We start from the raw sequence: 20,647 nt of genomic DNA, 5'->3' as shown, positions 1-20,647 counted from the left end.
TACGCAAATGATTATAAAAGTATGCGGCATGAAACATGCCGGGAATATAAGAGCATTGGACAAACTGAAACCGGACATGACGGGGTTCATCTTCCACCCATCGTCCCCGCGTTTCGCTGATGAAGTTCCGGAGTACATGCCGGCTTCATCGCTCCGCGTCGGAGTGTTCGTAAACAGCGATACGGACTATATATTATATAAGGTAAGGGAATTCGGTCTCAACCTTGTGCAGCTGCACGGCAGTGAACCGCCGGAACAATGCCATTCCCTACGCGGCAAAGGCATAGACATTATAAAAGCCTTCTCTCTGAAGACTGCCGATGCCGACACCATAACCGCCCCTTACGAAGGCCTGTGCCGATACTACCTGTTCGACACTCCATGCGCGGCGTACGGCGGCTCCGGCAAGACATTCGACTGGACCCTCACACAGGGCTATCACGGCAACACCCCCTTCCTGCTCAGCGGCGGAATCAGGCCGGAAAGCCTGGAGCGGATAACCGCGTTCCGCCATCCGATGTTCGCGGGGATAGACATCAACAGCGGCTTCGAGACAGCTCCGGGAGTGAAAGACACCGAAGCCATCGCCGGATTCATTAAACAATTAAGAAAACTATAAAAACAGATACAACTATGGACAGAATAAACCAACTCTTCAGCAACAAGAGACATGACATCCTCTCAATCTACTTCTGTGCGGGCGCGCCTAAAGCCGACAATACAGCAGAAGTGATAACCTCGCTCGAAAAGAACGGAGTGGACATTATAGAGATAGGAATACCCTTCAGCGACCCCCTTGCCGACGGTCCGGTGATTCAGGACGCCTCATGCCGGGCACTCCGCAACGGCATGACACTGACCGGCCTGTTCGCACAGCTTGAAGGCATCCGCAGCACCGTGAGCATACCGCTCGTCCTTATGGGCTATCTCAATCCGATAATGCAGTACGGAATGGAACAGTTCTTCAGGAGTTGCAGCAGCACAGGCATCGACGGGGCAATCATCCCCGACCTGCCTTTCGATGAGTACATGCAATCAGTTAAGCCAATAGCCGAAAAGTACGGCATCAAAGTGATAATGCTCATCACCCCCGAAACATCGGAAGAAAGAATCCGCCTTATCGACGAGAATACCGAAGGATTCATCTACATGGTATCGTCGGCAGCCGTAACCGGAGCACAGAAGGACTTTGACGCCCGGAAACAGGAATACTTCAAGAGGATAGAAGGCATGAACCTGCGCAACCCGCGCATGATAGGTTTCGGCATCTCAAACCGCCGTACATACGAGGCGGCGGCAGCACACGCCGCAGGGTGCATCATCGGAAGCCGGTTCGTGACCCTACTCAACGAAGAAAGCGGAAACGCTGAGCGGGCGATAGAACGGCTGAAAATGAATCTGGAAATACAGTAAAAAAAATATTTATTTCCCTGATTTATACTTTATTTATCGTCAAAATACGCTATCTTTGCGGCAGTTAATAAATTGAATTAAAATGTATTCCGGTTTGCGGCCCATTTTTGGAAATATAGTAATCTGTTCAGACAATGTTCTGTTGTCTGCCGCATCCTGCATATATTTTCCTTCAAAAAAGTGTGCTGATAATTTGGATATGTGTGAGATTTGTGTAAACACACACACACACACACACACACACACACACACACACACATTGCGACCGGCGTATCTTCGCGCGTTAATATACTTATTATCATCAATACATGCAAGGGTGGAAACTCCTTTTTACGGGAGCTTTCCGCCCTTTTCCGTATTCGTATGCCCCGTTTAACCCATTAAAACAAAAGTCGTATGAATACCGAAATAACCATTATAGCAAGTATATTCCTGTTGCTGGGCGGACTGGCAGCGTTTCCGTTTACGCTCGATTACAGCAATACTTCATGGATGCCCCGTTGGATAATAGACAAATTGACGTATATTAATTAACCATAATAAATAAAAAAATGCAAGACAATAAAAAAACAACAAGCCTTGAGAGCTACGAAGCTCCCAAATGTGAGATTATTGAAATACAGAATGAAGGCGTGCTGTGCGGCAGCGATTACAATGCCACACACGGTGGTTTTGAAGACAGCGACGAAGTGATTTGGTAAATTCTGAACAAATAAATATAACAATGAAAGCAAAAAACATGACCATCGCCGCGCTGGCCCTGCTGTTGGCAGCCTGCGGCAACGAAGAAATCATTGAGAACAACGAAAGCGGCAGCACGGGGAAGGTACACATGACCTTCACCGCCGGAATGCCGCAGACACGTACCTCGCTGGGCGAGGACGGCCATGCCGTCAACTGGACGCAGGGCGACCTGGTAGCCATCTACGACGGAACGGAAACCATCTGCAAGTTTGAAGCAACCGAAGTCAGCGGCAGCACCGCCACCCTGGAAGGCGAGGCCAAAGTGACCGATACCTACACCGCCTTCTATCCCTACACCGACGACGGGACGCTGACCCTCACCCACGATGCCATCACCTTCACCCTGCCCGCCACGCAGACAGCCGTGGCAGGCGGCTTTGCCGAAGGGCTGAACCCCTCGTGGGCACAGGCGACGGACGGCAGCAAAAATCTGACGTTCCGGAACCTCTGCGCCCTGGCCAAGTTCACCGTGGACGCAGAGGGTGTGACGGAAGTTACCCTGACCGCCAACCAGGAAAGCGACGCACTGGCAGGCGGGCTGACCTATACCATCGCCGATGGTACGCTGACCGCCACGGGAAGCGCTTCCCGGTCGGTAACGCTGACGGGAACCTTCACGAAAGGCGAGGAGTACTACTTCGTCGTGGCTCCCGGCACGCTGACGGGCGGCATTACCCTGAACTATATGGGTGAAGGCGGCAAGACATACGTCAAGACCACCCAAAAAGAGGTGACCTTCAACGCCGGAAAGATTACCTACCTGGGCGCACTGGATATCGCCAATTTCACCGAGGCCCTCAATGCGGCGTTTGCCAATGCCGTGGAAGAATTCAACCCAAATATCGGCTGGACGGCGAACCCCGATGGCACCGTATCCCTGGATGAGGATAACAAATTCCAAATAATAAGGAATGGGGGAACTTTCTTGTTTTTGCGAAATAAAAACATTACCAGCCTTGCCGGCATTGAGTACTTCACCGATCTGGAGACTTTGGATTGCATAGGTAATCAATTGACTACCCTTGATGTAACCAAGCTGACCAGTCTGAAGGTTTTGGTGTGCAACGATAATCAACTGACTACCCTTGATGTAACCAAGCTGACCAATCTGACGCAATTGGAGTGCAACGGTAATCAACTGACTGCCCTTGATGTAACCAAGCTGACCAATCTGACGTATTTGGAGTGCAGCGATAATCAACTTGTCTCGTTGGATGTCAGTACTTTGGAAGAGCTTAAAATTTTGTGGTGTCATGGCAACAAGATGACGGCTCTCGATATAACCCATAACGCATATTTGGGGGATTTGAAGTGCGGGAACCAGCAAGATAATCAGCAACTGACCCTGACATTGTGGGACACCAAGAAGGCGTTTTGGGACAGGATGTTAAACATGTATTCAGATGAAAACAGCAATGTCACAACCAATGTTATAGAGGCTCCTGTCAATGCCGATCACGACGGCTACGAAGATGACGGCGGAGAACCCGTATTGCAGTAAAAACAAATTGTCAACAAGTATATGGAAACGACAAAAGAGCGCTATGAAGCGCCGCTCTGCGAGGTGTTGCAGATGGATGCCGTGCAGGTGATATGCACGAGCGGAATCCATGAAGGATTCGAGGACGGCGAAACGGTCGAATGGTAAAGGGCCGCTGATGCAACCCCCTGCCTTTCTGCCGTATTGTCCCGCACCCGATGAAAGGGTATAGGAAAAGGGCAATGCCCCGAAATACGAAAGGACATCAAACAGGAACTCCCGTTTCGGGCGGGAGCATTTGTGCCCGGCAACATCATACAGACACCGCAGCCCGCTACCGCAAGGTCAGTGGGCTGCATTTCGTCATTTTCGGCATCGTCTATATTTGGCTCAACGAACAGCACAGACGACAGGAATTAGAGATTACAAGCCAAAAGATAAGATGTTTACGCAAGGACATACACGAGGTATATGTTAAAATGGTGGATTTATCCCTTATTGGTGAGACCGTGCTGGACTGGAATGAGGAAGATATGAATATATACCATAAGAAGCGTCTGGAGGTGGACAGTCTGCTCAGCCTGTTCAAGTCCAGCTATCGCAGCGAACGTATAGACAGCGTCTGCCGGCTGCTGGCTGAAAAGGAAAATCTGCTGAATAAAATCATGCTGGTACTCAACGAACAGGAAGAAATAAAAGACAAAATAGCCCGACGGGTTCCAGTAATAGTTCGCAGGAAGAGCCCCCAAAAAGAAAACGGACAGGTTTCTTAGGACTGTTCGGAAAAAAGGAAGAAGCGAAACCGACTGTTACGACTTCCATGCTCAATACGCTGAACAGTGACGTGATAGCCCGCCAGAAAATCATGCTGACCGTCACGCATGAACTCCGCACACCGCTGACTGCCATCAACGGTTACGGGGAACTTCTGACACAGACTGAAGATGAGGACAAAAGAATAGAATATACCCAAAACATAAGGCAGGCGGCAGGTAGAATGACGGATATAAAGAATTTGACAGGTTCGGGAAATCTTGTTTTGGGCGAAATAACGCTGACTGACGATGAGGGTATTAGCGAGTATGCAGGTTACCACCTCAAGTTGAAAAGCAAAAAGGTTACTTATACCCGTGCCCTGTCAGATAACTCCCAATATGGAACCATCTGTCTGCCGTTCGTTCCTACTTCTGTAGCTGACGGTCAGGTTACTTACTATCAGGTCAAGAAGTTGGGAAGCAACGAGATTACCCTCGTAGAAACCGATTTTGAAGCCGGCAAGCCGCTGTTCTATCAAACATCCGGTACAGGCGACATCACCTTCAGCGCCAAAAGTGCCGCAGGCGTGGAACTGGTAACCATCCCTGCGACAGACAGCTTTATGGTAGGTACGATGAGTGTGGATACACCCACCGCGGGCTACTTCCTAAAGAACGGCAACATCTATCCGATAGCCAATGGAGTCCAAGTAAAGGTGAAGTCTTTCCGTGCGTATGTGAAGGGGCAGAATGATGCTTCGCAAGCAAGCGTCATGTCTGTCAATGTGGCAAGACCGTAACAAATCAAACAATGCTTAACCGGCGTTTAAACGGTATTTAAATACTGTTTAAACGCCGGTTAACTTTATATAGACATAATAGAGAACTATAATCCTAACATCGCAGATGGCTTGATATTAAGAATCTGGCACAATAATCTGGCAATTCTCAAAGTTGGCTCCGAACGACCGGATACGTAATCACTTACTCTTGAAGGACTTACTCCTAACTCCGCCGCAAGCTGCTTTTGCGTCATGCCTTTCTCTTCCAGCGAAAGTTCTATCAACTCCGATACCGTAGGTTTATTAATAGGGAAATGTTCTTTCTCGTAAGCAATCACTATATCAGACATCATAGTAAGTTCTACAGCCTTATTATCATTGGCCGGAGTATCATCACCTACCAGAGGAAGAAGTTCCTCGATACGTTCTAACGCAAATTCATATTGTTCCTTAGTAATATTACTCATATTATCCATAAAATTCGTTTTTGTAAAGTTATCAATTATTCTGAAATTCAAAACTATTACGCTAAGATATTTTCAAATCCAATATTAACGTTATCACTTTAACATTACAATATTTACAGACCAGATAAATATTTTAGTTTTTTTATCATAACATCAACCGTAAAACATATAGCAGATTTACCTGTCATAATACACAAAGGCTAGAGCATAATCCCGACAAATAGTAAGCGAATTAGTAGTACAATCATCACTCAACAATACTTTCAATTGACAATAGACACATTCCATACACAAATTAAATTGATTAACATTTTTAAATAAGGCATAAAATTCCTACCTTTGCACCATTAATTAAGATACAAAAACCGCATTATGATTAAACCGGATTACCCGTCAGTACTGCTTATATACACAGGAGGTACCATAGGTATGATAGAAAACCCTGAGACAGGGGCACTGGAAGCATTCAATTTTGACCAACTGCAGGAAAACGTTCCTGAACTGAAAAGATTTAACTACCGAATATCATCATATCAGTTTAACCCGCCTATCGACTCATCGGATATGGAGCCTGCATTATGGGCTAAAATGGTGAAAATAATCGACTACAATTATGACAATTTCGACGGCTTCGTGATACTTCACGGAACTGACACCATGGCATACACCGCATCGGCACTCAGTTTCATGCTTGAAAACCTGAGCAAGCCTGTAATACTGACAGGAAGCCAGCTTCCTATCGGAGTTCTGCGCACCGACGGTAAGGAAAACCTCATAACATCAATAGAAATTGCCGCCGCCAAACATCCTGACGGAACGGCGGTAGTGCCCGAGGTATGTATCTTTTTCGAAAACCATCTGCTCAGAGGAAACCGTACAACAAAAATCAACGCGGAGAATTTCAACGCTTTCCGCTCGTACAACTATCCCGCGCTTGCCACCGCCGGAATACACATAAAATATGAGTATGACAAGATAAAGAAAGTGCAGCCGGGAGTGCCGATGCATCCGCATTATGTGTTCGACACCAACGTGCTGGTATTGACCATCTTCCCCGGAATACAGGAAAAACTGGTACAGACTGTCCTAAACACACCTGGACTTAAAGCCGTAGTGCTGAAAACATACGGCTCAGGAAACGCGCCACAGAAGGAATGGTTCATAAAACTGCTATCCGAAGCGACACGAAAAGGCATAGTGATAGTGAACATCACACAGTGCCAGACAGGAATGGTGGAAATGGGACGCTACGAGACAAGTCTCCAGTTGCTTGAAGCAGGAGTGATAAGCGGATACGACGCAACCGTGGAAAGCGTACTTACAAAACTTATGTTCCTGCTGGGACATGGACTCTCACCACGCGAAGTGAGAAACGAAATGAGCCGTTCAATTGCCGGAGAATTCACAAAACCGGTGTTGTAACACAATCGTAATATTTATTTCACACACCAGTAATAATATCGCATCATCTTTGCACCAGAAAATAATATTGAATACATTTGTGAAACAATAAATAAAGGTATTATGAACGATTACAGAATATTGGTCGTAGATGATGAGGAAGATTTATGTGAAATCTTGAAATTCAATCTGGAGACAGAGGGCTATCTGGTGGACACAGCAAACTCGGCAGAGGAAGCATTGAAGCTGGACCTTACACAGTATAACGTCATTCTGCTGGACGTGATGATGGGCGAAATATCGGGTTTCAGGATGGCAAGCATGATGAAAAAGAACAAGGATACGGCAAACATCCCTATTATCTTCATCACGGCAAAAGACACTGAAAACGACACTCTGACAGGTTTCAACTTAGGAGCGGACGACTACATATCAAAACCTTTCTCACTGAGGGAAGTTCTGGCAAGGGTAAAAGCTGTCATCAGGCGTACGGCAAGCGCACAAAACAAGGACAACGACCAACTGATATTCAAAGATCTGGTAGTCGATTCAGTAAAGAAAAAAGTAGTAATCAGAGGCGAAGAGATATCACTGACAAAAAAAGAATTTGAAATTCTGCTGCTGTTGTTGCAGAATCAGGGACGTGTGTTTTCGCGCGAGGACATACTGGCAAAAGTATGGCATGACGAAGTATATGTACTGGACCGCACTATCGACGTAAACATCACACGATTAAGAAAGAAAATAGGAGAATACGGAAAATACATTGTGACACGCCTGGGATATGGATACTGTTTCGAATGTGAATAAAATTAATAGGAAGTTCAAAAAATGACAAAATTCAATCCCCGTTTCCTAACTTTCAGCCGTAAGTTATTCCTTTCTGTCATCACACTTTTCGTGGCATTCGCGGCATGCTTCATGCTGTTCCAATATCAACGCGAAAAATCATATAAGACAGAACTGCTCAATACACAACTGCAAAACTACAATGAACAACTGTACAGCTATATGGCGGATGCAGGCTCATTAGACTCGCTGAAAAACTATATCATGACACACATGATTCCGAATCTGCGTGTCACTATAATCACTCCCGAAGGTAAAGTCATATTCGACTCTACCGACAAGAACCTTGATGAATTCCAGAACCACTCTTCAAGAAAGGAAGTTCAGGACGCACTGATGTACGGTAGCGGGTATGCCATAAACAGATACTCTGAAAGTATTGACGGCGAAGAATTCTTCTATTCCGCAAAATACTTTCCCAAGCACCGCATAATCATACGCTCGGCTCTGCCTTACAATGTAAGCCTTACCGAACATCTCGAGGCAGACATGGGCTACGTGTGGTTTACAATACTCATCTGTATCGTTCTGATGGTGATATTCTACAGATTCACCTACAAATTGGGAAAATCAATCACCAACCTGCAGCAATTCGCCCTGAAAGCCGACAAGAATGAACCTATCGACATGGATATACTGCGTACATTCCCCAAAAACGAACTGGGAGAAATATCGCAACACATCATCACTATATACAAGAGACTGCACAGAGCCAAAGAAGCACTCTACATAGAAAGAGAAAAGCTGATTTCGCACTTGCAGACATCTCACGAGGGACTCGGCGTGTTCACGAAAGAGAGAAAGGAAATACTGGTGAACAGCCTGTTCACACAATACATAAACAATATATCCGACCGCAACCTCGGCTCCACTGACGAAATATTCACTATTCCTGAGCTCAAACCTATCATAGAGTTCCTCAACAAGAACGAAGGGAACTACAGCAAGGAAGAGAAAAGAACGGCACTCCATCTGAACAAAAACGCGCGTACGTTCACCATAGAGTGTATCATCTTCCAGGACCTGTCGTTCGAAATATCAATAAACGACATCACTCAGGAGGAAGAACAGGCACGGCTGAAAAGACAGCTCACACAGAACATAGCCCACGAACTTAAAACTCCGGTGAGCAGCATACAGGGATATCTGGAGACAATTCTCAGCAATCCGAACATACCGAAGGAGACAGTCAGGACATTCCTTGAAAGAAGCTACGCCCAGAGCAACAGGCTCACTACCCTGCTGCGCGACATATCCGTGCTGACAAGAATGGACGAGGCTCCGGAAATGATGGAAAGAGAAGCTGTGAACCTGAGCCTGGTAGTGGAAAATATTATAAACGAAGTAGCATTGGGACTGGAAGAGAAGTGTATAAAAGTGATAAACCTTATGCCACAGGCACTGATGATAAACGGCAACCACTCTCTGCTGTACTCCATCTTCAGAAACCTGATGGACAATGCCATAGCATATGCAGGCACAAACATACACATCACAATAAACTGTTTCCGCGAAGATGATACGTTCTATTACTTCAGCTTCTCGGATTCCGGAATAGGTGTAGAAGAAGAGCATCTGACACGCCTGTTCGAACGATTCTACAGAGTCGATAAAGGGCGTTCAAGAAAACTCGGCGGCACAGGTCTGGGACTTGCAATAGTCAAGAACGCAGTGCTTTTCCACGGAGGAACCATCTTTGCGAAGAACGCTCCGAACGGAGGACTGGAATTCGTATTTACACTGCAGAAATAAACCAACATAATCGGGGCCGCCAAGCATAAAAAGGCAAGCCCCGATTTTATGTACATATAATAATGTGGAAAAGCAATATAGAAAAACAAAAAACATTTTGACAAGTGGAGTTTGCAAAACAGCAAAATCACTTAAAAATATTCATAAAATGCAAGAAAAAGTTTGCATCCGAAGGTTGCAAAAATGAATAAAAGAAGTAAATTTGCGTTCGGAATAGGCAAGTGTGCAATTCCAATGGTTTACGATAATAACTTATTTTTTTATTACCAATAAAAACGTAAAGAATATGACTTATTCACACGAAGTTGAACACATGTGTGTTGTAAAAAAAGGACCTAATCACGGTCCGGCTCCAATTCCTGAAGAAGGAAAATGGGTTAAATCAAAAGAAATCAAAGACATTTCAGGTTTGACTCACGGTATCGGTTGGTGTGCTCCTCAGCAGGGTGCTTGTAAACTGACTCTTAACGTGAAAGAAGGTATCATCCAGGAAGCATTGGTTGAAACAATCGGTTGCTCTGGTATGACTCACTCTGCAGCTATGGCTTCAGAAATCCTTCCAGGTAAGACAGTTCTCGAAGCATTGAACACAGACTTGGTTTGCGACGCTATCAACACTGCAATGCGTGAATTGTTCTTGCAGATTGTTTACGGTCGTACTCAGTCAGCTTTCTCAGAAGGCGGTTTGATGATCGGTGCAGGTCTTGAAGACTTGGGTAAAGGTCTCCGTAGCCAGGTAGGTACATTGTACGGAACATTGGCTAAAGGTCCTCGTTACCTTGAAATGGCTGAAGGATATATCAAGACTATCGCTTTGGATGAAAACGATGAGATCTGCGGATACGAATTCGTTCACCTTGGCAAGTTCATGGATGAAATCAAGAAAGGTACAGACGCTAACGAAGCATTGAAGAAAGTAACAGGTACTTACGGACGCTTCACAGCAGAACAGGGTGCAGTTAAACACATTGATCCACGTCACGAATAATATAAGGAGGAAAGAACATTATGATTAGAGAAGTAAAATTTGAAAGCCAGGACCGTCGTATCAAACAGATTCTTGCTGCTTTGAACGAAAACGGTATCAAAGACATCGAAGAAGCTAACGCTATCTGCGAACAGTATGGTCTTGATCCTTATAAAACTTGTGAAGAAACTCAGCCTATCTGCTTCGAAAATGCTAAATGGGCATACGTTGTAGGTTGTGCTATCGCATTGAAGAAAGGTTGCAAAAACGCTGCTGAAGCTGCAGAAGCTATCGGTATCGGTTTGCAGTCATTCTGTATCCCGGGTTCAGTTGCTGACGACCGTAAAGTAGGTCTTGGCCACGGTAACCTGGCTGCTATGTTGCTTCGCGAAGAAACTAAATGTTTCGCATTCTTGGCAGGTCACGAATCATTCGCCGCTGCTGAAGGTGCTATCAAAATCGCTGCAAAAGCAGACAAAGTACGTAAAGAACCTCTCCGTTGTATCTTGAACGGTCTTGGAAAAGACGCTGCTCAGATTATCTCTCGTATCAACGGATTTACTTACGTTCAGACTCAGTTCGACTACTACACTGGCGAATTGAAAGTTGTTCGTGAAATCGCTTACTCAAACGGTCCTCGTGCAAAAGTAAAATGCTACGGAGCTGACGACGTTCGCGAAGGTGTAGCTATCATGTGGAAAGAAGGCGTAGATGTATCAATCACTGGTAACTCTACTAACCCTACTCGTTTCCAGCACCCAGTTGCAGGTACTTACAAGAAAGAACGTGTTCTTGCTGGTAAGCCATACTTCTCAGTAGCTTCAGGTGGTGGTACAGGTCGTACACTTCACCCAGATAACATGGCTGCTGGTCCTGCTTCTTACGGTATGACTGATACTATGGGTCGTATGCACTCAGACGCTCAGTTCGCTGGATCTTCATCAGTTCCTGCTCACGTAGAAATGATGGGCTTCCTGGGTATCGGTAACAACCCTATGGTAGGATGTACAGTTGCATGTGCAGTTGACGTTGCTACTGCTTTGAATAAGTAATTTATACTTAATCAAATATATAAACTCCTGTAATCTAAATGGTTGCAGGAGTTTTTTTTGTTTATATATTATTGTGTGTTCTATCCCTGAATATCGAATAATTAACCATTTATATTTGTAAGTACGCAAATAAGTACATATATTTGCATTATAACAAAGGAGAATTTATGAAAACAGCCAATTACACAGATTTAAGAACCAACTTGAAAAGCTACATTGATGCAGTGATTGATGATTTTGACACTGTAGTTATCAATCGTGGTAATGGCAAAGGAGTAGTAATGATTTCTTTGGATGAATACAATTCTCTAAAGGAAACAGAATACATCATGTCGTCGCCCGATACAATGGAAGCAATACATAAAGGCGAAGAGGATATTAAGAACGGAAATTCCATATCCCAGAATGAAGGTGAAAGCATAGAGGATTTCTTAAAGCGTGTGGCATGTACAGAATAACATTATCGGAACAGGCAAGGAAAGAATATCTATACTTTACCCAAAGCGGAAACAAAGCAATATTGAATAAAATCAAAAACTTGTTTGAAGATATTGCCGCACACCCTTATACAGGAATAGGAAAGCCAGAACCGCTTAAATATGAACTTGCAGGAAAATGGTCAAGAAGAATCAATGCAGAGCATAGAATCGTTTACTCTGTACATGATGATATAATAGAGGTTTATATATTCTCTATGAGATACCATTATACCAGGAAATAAGTAGCAGATAAAGGAAAAGGCAGATATGCTTATTTATTAAATAAATAAAGGAATGGAAGCACGTCCAGAATTTACAGTCATAGCAGGTCCTAACGGAGCTGGGAAAAGTAGATTATCCCCTTATTACATTCACTGCAAATCTTTTGATGGCAATTTACTTGCACTCAACTTACGTAAAGAACATCCAGAATGGGAAGAACGGTGGATTGGTGGTACAGTAGCCGGCGAGTTACAAAAACAAATACATCTATTGCACTTCCAATGCAATAAATAAATTTTTAAGAATGTCATGCCGAAATCAAGCCCTATACAGATAAGCATAAAATTAAGACTTAAAATAATTATATTTTCCACTATTTGTATCCTGTTGACATGTCAGGCACAAGAAAACATTCTTCCAGCCATACAGCAGCAGGAACAGATATTAAAACGCAATCCGAAAGATGTACAAGTATTAAAAGAACTTTGTTTTTTGTATTTACACAAAGCTGATTACCGCAAAGTAATAGAGTATGGGGAAGAATTATTTCGTATAGGATATGAAAAACAAGATTATGAATATAGCTTGCTGTATGCACATATCGCATTAGGGCAAGCACACGTCATGTTAGGTGATTCGAGCGCAATAAATCATCTCGAGCAAGCATCTTTGCTGGGAAAAAGCACCAATAACTATTCGGCTTTATGTTCCGTTTATAACGGAATGGGGTTATATGCCAGTAACCTTAACAAAGACTATTATTCTGCCCTGCATTATTTCTTTAAAGGAATAGAAGCGGCCCACAAAAGTGAAAACAGTGAACTTGAAGCTATTCTGCTGGGAAATATCTCCAGTATTTATTTTTTACAAAACAATCCTGATGGTCTGACCTACGCACTGCAGACTTATGAAATGGGGCATAAACAAAATTCAGCCTATCTTATCTTTATCGGTTCATTAAACACTTCATATATGTATTATCTGCGTAAGGAATATGATAAAGCTTTACCTTATATAAAGGAGGCCGAATTTATCATGAACCAGAACGAGTATTACAATCAAGGAAATGTGTACGCAATATACGGCATGATAGAATTTGCTAAAGGTAATAAAAAACAGGCGATTGAATATTACAGGAAAGGATTATCGCTGAATACTATGAACCAGACCTCATACAAAGTAATTTTACTGAATGAATATGCGATAGCATTAAAAGAAGATGGATACAATAAGCATGCTATAGATTTACTACTAAAAGCCTTATCACTCACTAAAGAAGAGAATTGTGCGATATATAGAAACCAAGTAATCAATACATTGTCCGTCTGTTATGAAAACATGGGACAGTATGCCGAAGCACTTGCCTGGCAACGAAAGTTACAGCAGGAAACAGACAGTATTTTCAATATTGATAAAGAAAAAATGCTGAGTGAACTTCGCATAAAGTACGATACAGAACGTCAGGCAAATGAAATCCGGGAAGGGAAACTTGTTTTGCTACAGAAAGAAAAAAAGGAACAAGCCCTTCTTTGCGTCCTCTTAGTGATTCTGATTGTCACCTTTACGTTATGGCTTATGTATAGGAGGAAAAACATTTTATATACCAGTATCGTGCGACAGCATCAGGAATCAATCCGCAAGGAGGAACATCTCAAAGCCATAATTAATTCCTTACAGCAGGAACATATAAATACAGCAGCAAGTGTAACTTCTTCTACCAATGAAAAGTATGCGGCCTCTTCATTGAGTAATGAAAAGAAAACTTTACTGTTTCAACGACTGGAAAAACTAATGCAGGAACAAAAGGTATATAAAGAAAACTTATTGACAAAAGAACGTGTTGCCGACTTACTTGAAACAAACCGCACTTATCTGTCGCAAGTAATCAATGAGCAGACACAACAGAATTTTACGCAATACGTCAACAGTTATCGAATTCAGGAGGCTATCCGTTTGCTTAGCGATCCTAAAAATGATATACCATTAAAGGCTGTAGCTTCTGAAGTGGGCTTTAATTCCATGAGCACATTCTATAAAATTTTTCAGGATATTGTAGGGATTCCCCCAAAACAATATCGCAATAAGGTTATTACCATGCATAAAAAAGAAGGATGAAAAACGTTTTAACAAAAAATCTTCTCCTAAAGTAACAATTGTCGAATTTGAATGCGTATTTAGTATCAATATTATATCTTTTTTTTACATTTTTGCACATGAGCAAAATTCAGGTTTAAATATATAACCTTTAAAAAAAGATATAAGTATGGAGAAAGTAGTATTACATGAAACTCGTTTCAGAATCCTCTTCCTGCTTTGGCTATGTACGTTTATTCTGTTTGTGTGCGAAACTCATGCGCAGGGCAACCGCACTATTCATGGCATTGTAGTGGATGAGAACAACGAGCCGCTGCCTGCAGCACACGTCAAACAGGTAAATGAAGATACAAGAGGATCTGTTGCGGCTGTCATTACGGATGTTCAGGGACACTTTACACTGACATTCCCATATGATACCAAAGAGATAGAAGCTTCCTATCTTGGATATAAAACACAGCGGGTGAAACTGAATGCCGATAATGATTATTTTATCGCTTTACAGCCATCATCGGAACTTCTTGATGAGGTGGTAGTAACAGGTTATCAAACCATTTCGAAAGAGCGTGCAACAGGAGCATTTTCAAAAGTTGACTCCAAAAAGCTGGAAACACAACGTCTGAGCGATATGGGAGCAATACTCGAAAGCCGTGTGGCAGGATACAGCGACGGAAAAATCCGAGGAGTTACCTCAATGAACGGACTTACTACCCCATTGTACGTAATCGACGGCTTCCCCGTAGAGAAAACGACCAACGATGGTTATGGTAACTGGATAGAAAGTGTACCAGATCTTAATATGGAAGACATTGAGAGCATCACTGTACTAAAAGACGCTGCCGCTACTTCTATTTACGGAGCTCGCGCTGCAAATGGAGTTGTTGTAATCACAACAAAAAGAGCAAAAAAAGACGAACTTAATGTGTCATTTTCCGCTACACTGACAGTTAATCCTTATGACACGTATGCTGATAAATATCTGGCAGGATCGGCCACGATGATTGAGCTGGAACGTGAATGGGCTGCACAGAATCCCCAACTACATGAAGGTGATGTAAGAAGCTACGCTAACACAGTTTTGGATAACATGTCATATTCAACTCAGGGAATACGTAATATACTAAACTATTATGCCGGGAATATCACTCAAGACCAACTTGAAAGCAATCTGAAAGGACTGGCTTCACAAGGTTACCGTTATTACAAGGATATAGAAAAATACGGCAAACGTAATCCGTTTTCTCAACAATATAACCTGAACATCGGAAAAGGAACAGAGAAAAACACTTTCAACGCATCCGTATCATATCGCCAAAACCAGCTGGAGGATAAGTTCTCAGAAAATAACACTATCGGTATTAATTTGCAGAACTCAACACAAATGACTTCGTGGCTTACTCTGGATGTAGGAACTTATCTGAATTATGGAAAAGGAACCACACAATCATTTAATCTCTTTTCGCCGGGCTATACTTATATGCCTTATGACGGACTGATGAACAGTGACGGTACGTATTATACAAATACTGAAGAAGACCGTTACAGTCTGTACAATCTGAATCTGTTGCACAACAACGGCTTATATAATCTGGACATAACACCGCTGGATGAAATCGGAATGAATCTGACGAAAAGCCGTGATTTCAGTAACCGTACATTCGCCAGACTCACTTTCAAGTTTACCGACTGGCTAAAATACACAGCGTCCTTCCAGTATGAATATGCAGAATATAAAACTGAGCAATTGAAAGGAAAAGACTCTTTTGAGGTGAGAAACATGGTAAATACATTTTCTACATCAAATAATGACGGTACTTCCACATTTGCCTTACCTTATGGCAATGTATTTTTTACATCAGCAAATACGACACATGCTTATAATTTCCGTCAACAGTTGGATTTTAACAAAACAATTGCCGGGAAACACGATATAACCATGATTCTGGGTACGGAAACCAGAGAAAACAAAATGGAATATAACGACCGTACACTCTACAATTATGATCCACAACTGCTGACTTACAGCATGATTAATGCCGGACAACTAAGCAACTTCAATGGGCAATGGGGATATGCGTCCTTTAGCCAACAAAAATTTGCTTACATTCGTGAACTTGTAAACCGTTATGTATCGGTCTATAGCAATGCCGCCTATACTTACGACGGGAAGTACATGGTAAGTGGAAGTATTCGTTGGGACAAGACGAATCTGTTCTCAACCGGTTCCAAATATCAGAAAAGACCTATTTGGTCGGTAGGAGCCGGCTGGAATATTGATCGTGAAGCATTCTTCAATGTTGCATGGATCAACATGCTAAAACTTCGTGCAAGTTATGGTATCGGCGGTAACATTGCAAAGAACTCAGCTCCTTACATGATAGCATATTATAACAATAACAACCAGGTAGGAGGTATTCAGGGTACTATTTCAAGTCGTCCGAATCCCAATTTACGTTGGGAAAAGACTACAACTCTCAATGTAGGAATAGACTTTGCATTGTTAGGTAACCGCCTGAACGGTTCTATTGAATATTACAATAAAAAAGGAACTGACCTTCTTGCCAATACCAATGGCGTACCGACTGAAGGATGGGGATATAGCACATATTCCATCAATAACGGAGAAATGACGAATAAAGGTTTTGAACTGACACTGTCGGGAGATGTTATTCGCAATAACGACTGGAACTGGAATGTAAGCGGTGTATTAGGTTACAACAAAAATAAAGTAACGTATGTAAATGTGAAAGCTCCGGTAGCATATCTGGTAATTGATTACCCTACCGCATATCCACGGGTAGGAAATCCATACAATGCCATTTATGGCTATCAATGGGCAGGATTAAGTGAGACCGGAACTCCGCAAGTATATGACGCAGAAGGAGAATTATATACAGATATGACTCCTTCGGAAATTGAGGACCTCATTTACCTGGGGACTACCGTACCAATATATAATGGTTCTGTCAGTACAAATCTACGCTGGAAGAACTGGGAACTGGCTGCTCAGTTCCTGTTTGAAGGCGGACATAAAATGCGTAACACAAACACAGCATTTATTTCGTCGGGTATGGGAGTAGTCAGCAAAGACATAGAAAATCGCTGGCGTGAACCTGGTGACGAAGCTCATACTGATATACCACGCTATATATCTACGGAAAGCCCACTCTACAACTATAACTACCAAAGTATGTATGCCAACTCCTCTATAAACGTAATTGATGCAACAAACTGGCGTTTAAGAAACCTTTCATTGACTTACCGCATTCCTTCAAAATGGTGTCATAAACTATATCTGAAGAATGCACGTATCATGCTGGGCATGGAGAATGTGTTTACAGTGGCCAAAAGCAGCAATGCCAAGTATCTGCTTGGCGGATATACCAAGCCTAACTACCTGTGTGGCGTTTACCTGAATTTCTAACCAATTATATTGCATGACATTTATGACTAAATTTATAAATCTTTTGATTATACTCACATGCATTATATGCAGTGCATGCAACGATTACTTGAACATACCGCCGAAAGGCTCCAAAATACCAACTACACTGGCTGACTTCGAAGCACTGTTACGAGACCAGTACACAAATGGCCGTACACCTATTTTGAACGCTTTGTATCTGCTGAACGACGTTTATCTGAAAAATGCACAAGTCAATTCACCAAGCCTCAATCGGGCCAACTACATGTGGGATGAGTCTGCCGACCGTATCATGCTGAACAATTCAGATGAAGATACTTATTATGCACTATATGCGACAATATCCAACTGTAACCTGATTGTAGAAAATGCTCCGACAGCCACTGAAGCTACAGACGCAGAACGGAACGAGGTGATAGCATACGCCAAAGTGATACGGTCGCTTTGCTATGATGTCCTGACTAACTATTATGCGGATACCTACGATGCCTCTACTGCCGAAGAAAAGCTAAGTGTACCCCTTATTACCAGTGCCAATATTGATGCACCCTACAAACAGGTTTCTATTCAATATTTGTATGACTTCATGTTGAATGATATTAAAGAAGCCATTGAAATGGGATTACCAGCTCAGTCAATGACAGCAATTCATCCTAATTTAGGGGCAGGTTATGCTTTACTTGCCAGAATATATCTGCAAATGCAGAATTATGAAGAAGCATTACGCTATTCCAATTTGGCCTTGGAACAGAACAATCAGCTATATGACTGGAACTCTTTTTACGAAGAACATCAGACCGCTATTGAAGACCCCGATAACTACGACAAGCTCGCCACCCCTATGCAATATGATTACGTGGAAAACTATTATTTACGCTACGGTGGACAGTCAAACTACGACAGCTATGAATATAACATTCCTGCAGAAAGAGCCGCACGCTTTGAAGATGGAGATGCCAGATTCCTTTCACGCTGGAAACTTAAGGTAGATAATAACGACACATATTATGCGGCTTTGACTTCCGGATTCTTCAATCATGGAGGACTAACCACATGTGAGGCATATCTCATCAAAGCCGAATGTCAGGCAAGACTAACAACGCAAAACGATTTTACAGAAGCGATGAATACGCTCAATGCAGTACGCGCTACACGCATCCGCCCCGAGATGTATCGTCCTGCAACTGCAAGTACACTTGAGGAAGCTCTTTCTTTAATTCGGAACACTAAAGACAATGAGTTGATATTCTCCATAGTTCCTTTTGCAGATGCCCGTCGTTTTAACAGCGAAGGAAAGTACTTACGTACAATGACAAAAAATTACAATGGAACAGAATATACTCTAAGCCCGACTTCACATTTGTGGACTATGCCTTTCCCAGCCGGCGCTTTGAATAATCCTGGAAACGGAACAATTGAACAGAATGTATCTAAATAAAACCACGTTATGAAAAAGAAAAATCTCTCTTGGATGGCCTTTTTAAGTTTGGCCATGATGGCATGTACAGGTCAGCCTGTAACCAATGGATATGTATTGAAAGGAAGTGTTGAAGGATTACCTGATGGAACACATGTACAACTGGTACCAGTGAGCCACGACAACGAAGCTCCAATGGCAGACACAACAGTAACCAATGGACAGTTTATATTTCAAGGAAAAGTGGAAGAACCAAGGGCTGTGCGCCTGATAGTGAAAGATGCCTACGGATGGCGTAGCCTTATATTGGAAAACACACCAATAGAAATAAGTGGAGCTGTAACTGAACGAGAAACAAACGGTAACCTATCTTACAATCTTTCCGGTTTATCAGTTAGCGGTTCGCCACTCAGCACAAAGTATGATTCGTTATTGTCTGCCCGTACTTATTTGGATTCACTGTATGCTGATAATGCACGCAAGTTTGCAGATTACGATAGCATGATGATGAAAGCATACCAGCAGAAGGACCAGAACAAAATTAAGGAGCTACAACAAAGCGAAAGAGGAAAAGCCAGAATGTCAGCTGACAAGAAATTCTTAAACATAGTAGATTCTATATATTATCAGACAGTAATGGCTAATAAAGACTCATTTTGGGGACCTTTAATGATGATATCATTTACGAGTTATCTAAGTGAAGATATGAAGCCATGGTATGAAGCACTTTCTCCATCAGCCAAGCAATCATACTACGGACTAAAGGTAAAAGAAGAGCTCTATCCAGCCGGAAAAGAAGGAACCAAAGTCCCTGAATTTACCGTTAAAGACAGAAACGGAAACGATGTTACTCTTTCTACTTTGCGTCAAGGAAAGAAATATTTACTAATTGATTTTTGGGCATCCTGGTGCAATCCTTGTCGAAAAGAAATACCTAATCTTAAAAAACTATATGCTCAATATAGCGAAAAGGGATTCGAAATCATCAGTATATCCATCGACAAGAAAAAAGAGGACTGGGAAAAGGCTTTAAAAGAAGAACAACTTGCTTGGCCTAACTTTTTAGACGAGACCTGTGTAGCCAGCCTTTATAAGGTAAGATTTGTACCGACTACATACTTAATTGATTCAGAAGGTATAATGATAGAAGAAAACATTTTAGGAGAAGAACTCGCCAATAAGTTGAAAGAACTTCTTCAATAAAATCTTGGTACAAGATTCTTAAAATCTATAGATAAATTGTAGAGTCAAGTGGCAAGTGCAAAATTAGCAAATACTTTTATAAAACTCGATTTTTGGGGTTGAAAACCCTAATTTTTTGCGCGGTCTATCATTAATTTGATATTGTA

Annotated in this window: 21 protein-coding genes; 20 read left to right on the top strand and 1 reads right to left on the bottom strand. The window is 42.5% G+C overall.

The window, feature by feature from the left end; translation table 11 throughout:
- Positions 1-7: 7 nt before the first annotated feature.
- From H6A27_RS11380 to H6A27_RS11350, 8 genes are all read left to right on the top strand, one after another.
- The gene (locus H6A27_RS11380; protein WP_204508754.1) at positions 8-619 is read left to right on the top strand and encodes a phosphoribosylanthranilate isomerase; all 612 of its coding nucleotides are present in this window, start codon (positions 8-10) and stop codon (positions 617-619) included.
- A gap of 14 nt (positions 620-633) precedes the next feature.
- Positions 634-1,413: a tryptophan synthase subunit alpha gene (gene trpA, locus H6A27_RS11375; RefSeq protein ID WP_204508753.1), complete on the top strand. Its 780-nt coding sequence runs from the start codon at positions 634-636 to the stop codon at positions 1,411-1,413.
- A 396-nt stretch (positions 1,414-1,809) separates the two neighbouring features.
- Positions 1,810-1,947, top strand: coding sequence for a hypothetical protein (locus H6A27_RS11370; RefSeq protein ID WP_022233797.1), 138 nt, complete (start codon positions 1,810-1,812; stop codon positions 1,945-1,947).
- Between the two features lie 17 nt (positions 1,948-1,964).
- A complete protein-coding gene (locus H6A27_RS11365) occupies positions 1,965-2,114 on the top strand; it encodes a hypothetical protein (protein WP_204403763.1) in 150 nt (49 codons plus the stop codon).
- A 23-nt stretch (positions 2,115-2,137) separates the two neighbouring features.
- On the top strand, positions 2,138-3,658 hold the full coding sequence (locus tag H6A27_RS11360; RefSeq protein ID WP_204508752.1) for a leucine-rich repeat domain-containing protein: 1,521 nt from the start codon (positions 2,138-2,140) through the stop codon (positions 3,656-3,658).
- Between the two features lie 21 nt (positions 3,659-3,679).
- Positions 3,680-3,805 (top strand): hypothetical protein, encoded by a 126-nt coding sequence (locus H6A27_RS15435; protein ID WP_262897125.1) that lies wholly within the window; start codon positions 3,680-3,682, stop codon positions 3,803-3,805.
- A 74-nt stretch (positions 3,806-3,879) separates the two neighbouring features.
- Complete coding sequence (locus tag H6A27_RS11355; RefSeq protein ID WP_204508751.1) at positions 3,880-4,410, top strand: hypothetical protein; 531 nt, start codon at positions 3,880-3,882, stop codon at positions 4,408-4,410.
- 47 nt (positions 4,411-4,457) lie between these two features.
- A complete protein-coding gene (locus H6A27_RS11350) occupies positions 4,458-5,192 on the top strand; it encodes a histidine kinase dimerization/phospho-acceptor domain-containing protein (protein ID WP_204508750.1) in 735 nt (244 codons plus the stop codon).
- Between the two features lie 86 nt (positions 5,193-5,278).
- Here the strand turns inward: H6A27_RS11350 and H6A27_RS11345 are convergent, their stop codons facing one another.
- Positions 5,279-5,641, bottom strand: coding sequence for a helix-turn-helix domain-containing protein (locus tag H6A27_RS11345; RefSeq protein WP_204508763.1), 363 nt, complete (start codon positions 5,639-5,641; stop codon positions 5,279-5,281).
- Between the two features lie 372 nt (positions 5,642-6,013).
- Here H6A27_RS11345 and H6A27_RS11340 point away from each other — a divergent pair, with 372 nt between their 5' ends.
- The 12 genes from H6A27_RS11340 to H6A27_RS11285 all read left to right on the top strand — a co-directional run bounded on the left by H6A27_RS11340 (position 6,014) and on the right by H6A27_RS11285 (position 20,501).
- Positions 6,014-7,063: an asparaginase gene (locus H6A27_RS11340; protein WP_204403760.1), complete on the top strand. Its 1,050-nt coding sequence runs from the start codon at positions 6,014-6,016 to the stop codon at positions 7,061-7,063.
- A gap of 102 nt (positions 7,064-7,165) precedes the next feature.
- Positions 7,166-7,852, top strand: coding sequence for a response regulator transcription factor (locus tag H6A27_RS11335; protein WP_204403759.1), 687 nt, complete (start codon positions 7,166-7,168; stop codon positions 7,850-7,852).
- A gap of 21 nt (positions 7,853-7,873) precedes the next feature.
- Entirely contained in the window at positions 7,874-9,643 is a 1,770-nt protein-coding gene (locus H6A27_RS11330) for a sensor histidine kinase (RefSeq protein ID WP_204508749.1), read from the top strand.
- 286 nt (positions 9,644-9,929) lie between these two features.
- Entirely contained in the window at positions 9,930-10,631 is a 702-nt protein-coding gene (locus H6A27_RS11325) for an iron-sulfur cluster assembly scaffold protein (protein ID WP_154044054.1), read from the top strand.
- A 20-nt stretch (positions 10,632-10,651) separates the two neighbouring features.
- Positions 10,652-11,662 (top strand): GGGtGRT protein, encoded by a 1,011-nt coding sequence (locus tag H6A27_RS11320; protein ID WP_022125481.1) that lies wholly within the window; start codon positions 10,652-10,654, stop codon positions 11,660-11,662.
- A gap of 167 nt (positions 11,663-11,829) precedes the next feature.
- Positions 11,830-12,120: a type II toxin-antitoxin system Phd/YefM family antitoxin gene (locus tag H6A27_RS11315; RefSeq protein ID WP_204403745.1), complete on the top strand. Its 291-nt coding sequence runs from the start codon at positions 11,830-11,832 to the stop codon at positions 12,118-12,120.
- On the top strand, positions 12,108-12,383 hold the full coding sequence (locus H6A27_RS11310) for a Txe/YoeB family addiction module toxin (RefSeq protein ID WP_204508748.1): 276 nt from the start codon (positions 12,108-12,110) through the stop codon (positions 12,381-12,383). Before H6A27_RS11315 ends, H6A27_RS11310 begins: the two co-directional genes overlap by 13 nt.
- Positions 12,384-12,435: 52 nt before the next feature.
- Complete coding sequence (locus H6A27_RS11305) at positions 12,436-12,657, top strand: ATP-binding cassette domain-containing protein (protein ID WP_204508747.1); 222 nt, start codon at positions 12,436-12,438, stop codon at positions 12,655-12,657.
- 15 nt (positions 12,658-12,672) lie between these two features.
- On the top strand, positions 12,673-14,478 hold the full coding sequence (locus tag H6A27_RS11300; RefSeq protein WP_204508746.1) for an AraC family transcriptional regulator: 1,806 nt from the start codon (positions 12,673-12,675) through the stop codon (positions 14,476-14,478).
- A gap of 148 nt (positions 14,479-14,626) precedes the next feature.
- Positions 14,627-17,881: a SusC/RagA family TonB-linked outer membrane protein gene (locus H6A27_RS11295; RefSeq protein ID WP_204508745.1), complete on the top strand. Its 3,255-nt coding sequence runs from the start codon at positions 14,627-14,629 to the stop codon at positions 17,879-17,881.
- 22 nt (positions 17,882-17,903) lie between these two features.
- A complete protein-coding gene (locus H6A27_RS11290; protein WP_204508744.1) occupies positions 17,904-19,319 on the top strand; it encodes a RagB/SusD family nutrient uptake outer membrane protein in 1,416 nt (471 codons plus the stop codon).
- Between the two features lie 9 nt (positions 19,320-19,328).
- The gene (locus tag H6A27_RS11285) at positions 19,329-20,501 is read left to right on the top strand and encodes a TlpA disulfide reductase family protein (protein WP_204508743.1); all 1,173 of its coding nucleotides are present in this window, start codon (positions 19,329-19,331) and stop codon (positions 20,499-20,501) included.
- Positions 20,502-20,647: the final 146 nt, after the last annotated feature.

It is taken from the genome of Bacteroides caecigallinarum (genome assembly GCF_016902295.1).
Lineage (GTDB): Bacteria > Bacteroidota > Bacteroidia > Bacteroidales > Bacteroidaceae > Phocaeicola > Phocaeicola caecigallinarum_A.
This window is presented reverse-complemented; position numbering and strand designations above follow the sequence as displayed.

Bases quoted from the DNA above. Each gene is read 5' to 3' on its own strand.
- H6A27_RS11370 (WP_022233797.1), top strand. From the start codon at position 1,810: ATGAATACCGAAATAACCATTATAGCAAGTATATTCCTGTTGCTGGGC.
- H6A27_RS11290 (WP_204508744.1), top strand. From the start codon at position 17,904: ATGACTAAATTTATAAATCTTTTGATTATACTCACATGCATTATATGC.
- H6A27_RS11365 (WP_204403763.1), top strand. From the start codon at position 1,965: ATGCAAGACAATAAAAAAACAACAAGCCTTGAGAGCTACGAAGCTCCC.
- H6A27_RS11345 (WP_204508763.1), bottom strand. From the start codon at position 5,641: ATGAGTAATATTACTAAGGAACAATATGAATTTGCGTTAGAACGTATC.
- H6A27_RS11300 (WP_204508746.1), top strand. From the start codon at position 12,673: ATGCCGAAATCAAGCCCTATACAGATAAGCATAAAATTAAGACTTAAA.
- H6A27_RS11320 (WP_022125481.1), top strand. From the start codon at position 10,652: ATGATTAGAGAAGTAAAATTTGAAAGCCAGGACCGTCGTATCAAACAG.
- H6A27_RS11350 (WP_204508750.1), top strand. From the start codon at position 4,458: ATGCTCAATACGCTGAACAGTGACGTGATAGCCCGCCAGAAAATCATG.
- H6A27_RS11335 (WP_204403759.1), top strand. From the start codon at position 7,166: ATGAACGATTACAGAATATTGGTCGTAGATGATGAGGAAGATTTATGT.
- H6A27_RS11355 (WP_204508751.1), top strand. From the start codon at position 3,880: ATGCCCCGAAATACGAAAGGACATCAAACAGGAACTCCCGTTTCGGGC.
- H6A27_RS11295 (WP_204508745.1), top strand. From the start codon at position 14,627: ATGGAGAAAGTAGTATTACATGAAACTCGTTTCAGAATCCTCTTCCTG.
- trpA (WP_204508753.1), top strand. From the start codon at position 634: ATGGACAGAATAAACCAACTCTTCAGCAACAAGAGACATGACATCCTC.
- H6A27_RS11310 (WP_204508748.1), top strand. From the start codon at position 12,108: ATGTACAGAATAACATTATCGGAACAGGCAAGGAAAGAATATCTATAC.
- H6A27_RS11325 (WP_154044054.1), top strand. From the start codon at position 9,930: ATGACTTATTCACACGAAGTTGAACACATGTGTGTTGTAAAAAAAGGA.
- H6A27_RS15435 (WP_262897125.1), top strand. From the start codon at position 3,680: ATGGAAACGACAAAAGAGCGCTATGAAGCGCCGCTCTGCGAGGTGTTG.
- H6A27_RS11340 (WP_204403760.1), top strand. From the start codon at position 6,014: ATGATTAAACCGGATTACCCGTCAGTACTGCTTATATACACAGGAGGT.
- H6A27_RS11360 (WP_204508752.1), top strand. From the start codon at position 2,138: ATGAAAGCAAAAAACATGACCATCGCCGCGCTGGCCCTGCTGTTGGCA.
- H6A27_RS11330 (WP_204508749.1), top strand. From the start codon at position 7,874: ATGACAAAATTCAATCCCCGTTTCCTAACTTTCAGCCGTAAGTTATTC.
- H6A27_RS11285 (WP_204508743.1), top strand. From the start codon at position 19,329: ATGAAAAAGAAAAATCTCTCTTGGATGGCCTTTTTAAGTTTGGCCATG.
- H6A27_RS11315 (WP_204403745.1), top strand. From the start codon at position 11,830: ATGAAAACAGCCAATTACACAGATTTAAGAACCAACTTGAAAAGCTAC.
- H6A27_RS11305 (WP_204508747.1), top strand. From the start codon at position 12,436: ATGGAAGCACGTCCAGAATTTACAGTCATAGCAGGTCCTAACGGAGCT.
- H6A27_RS11380 (WP_204508754.1), top strand. From the start codon at position 8: ATGATTATAAAAGTATGCGGCATGAAACATGCCGGGAATATAAGAGCA.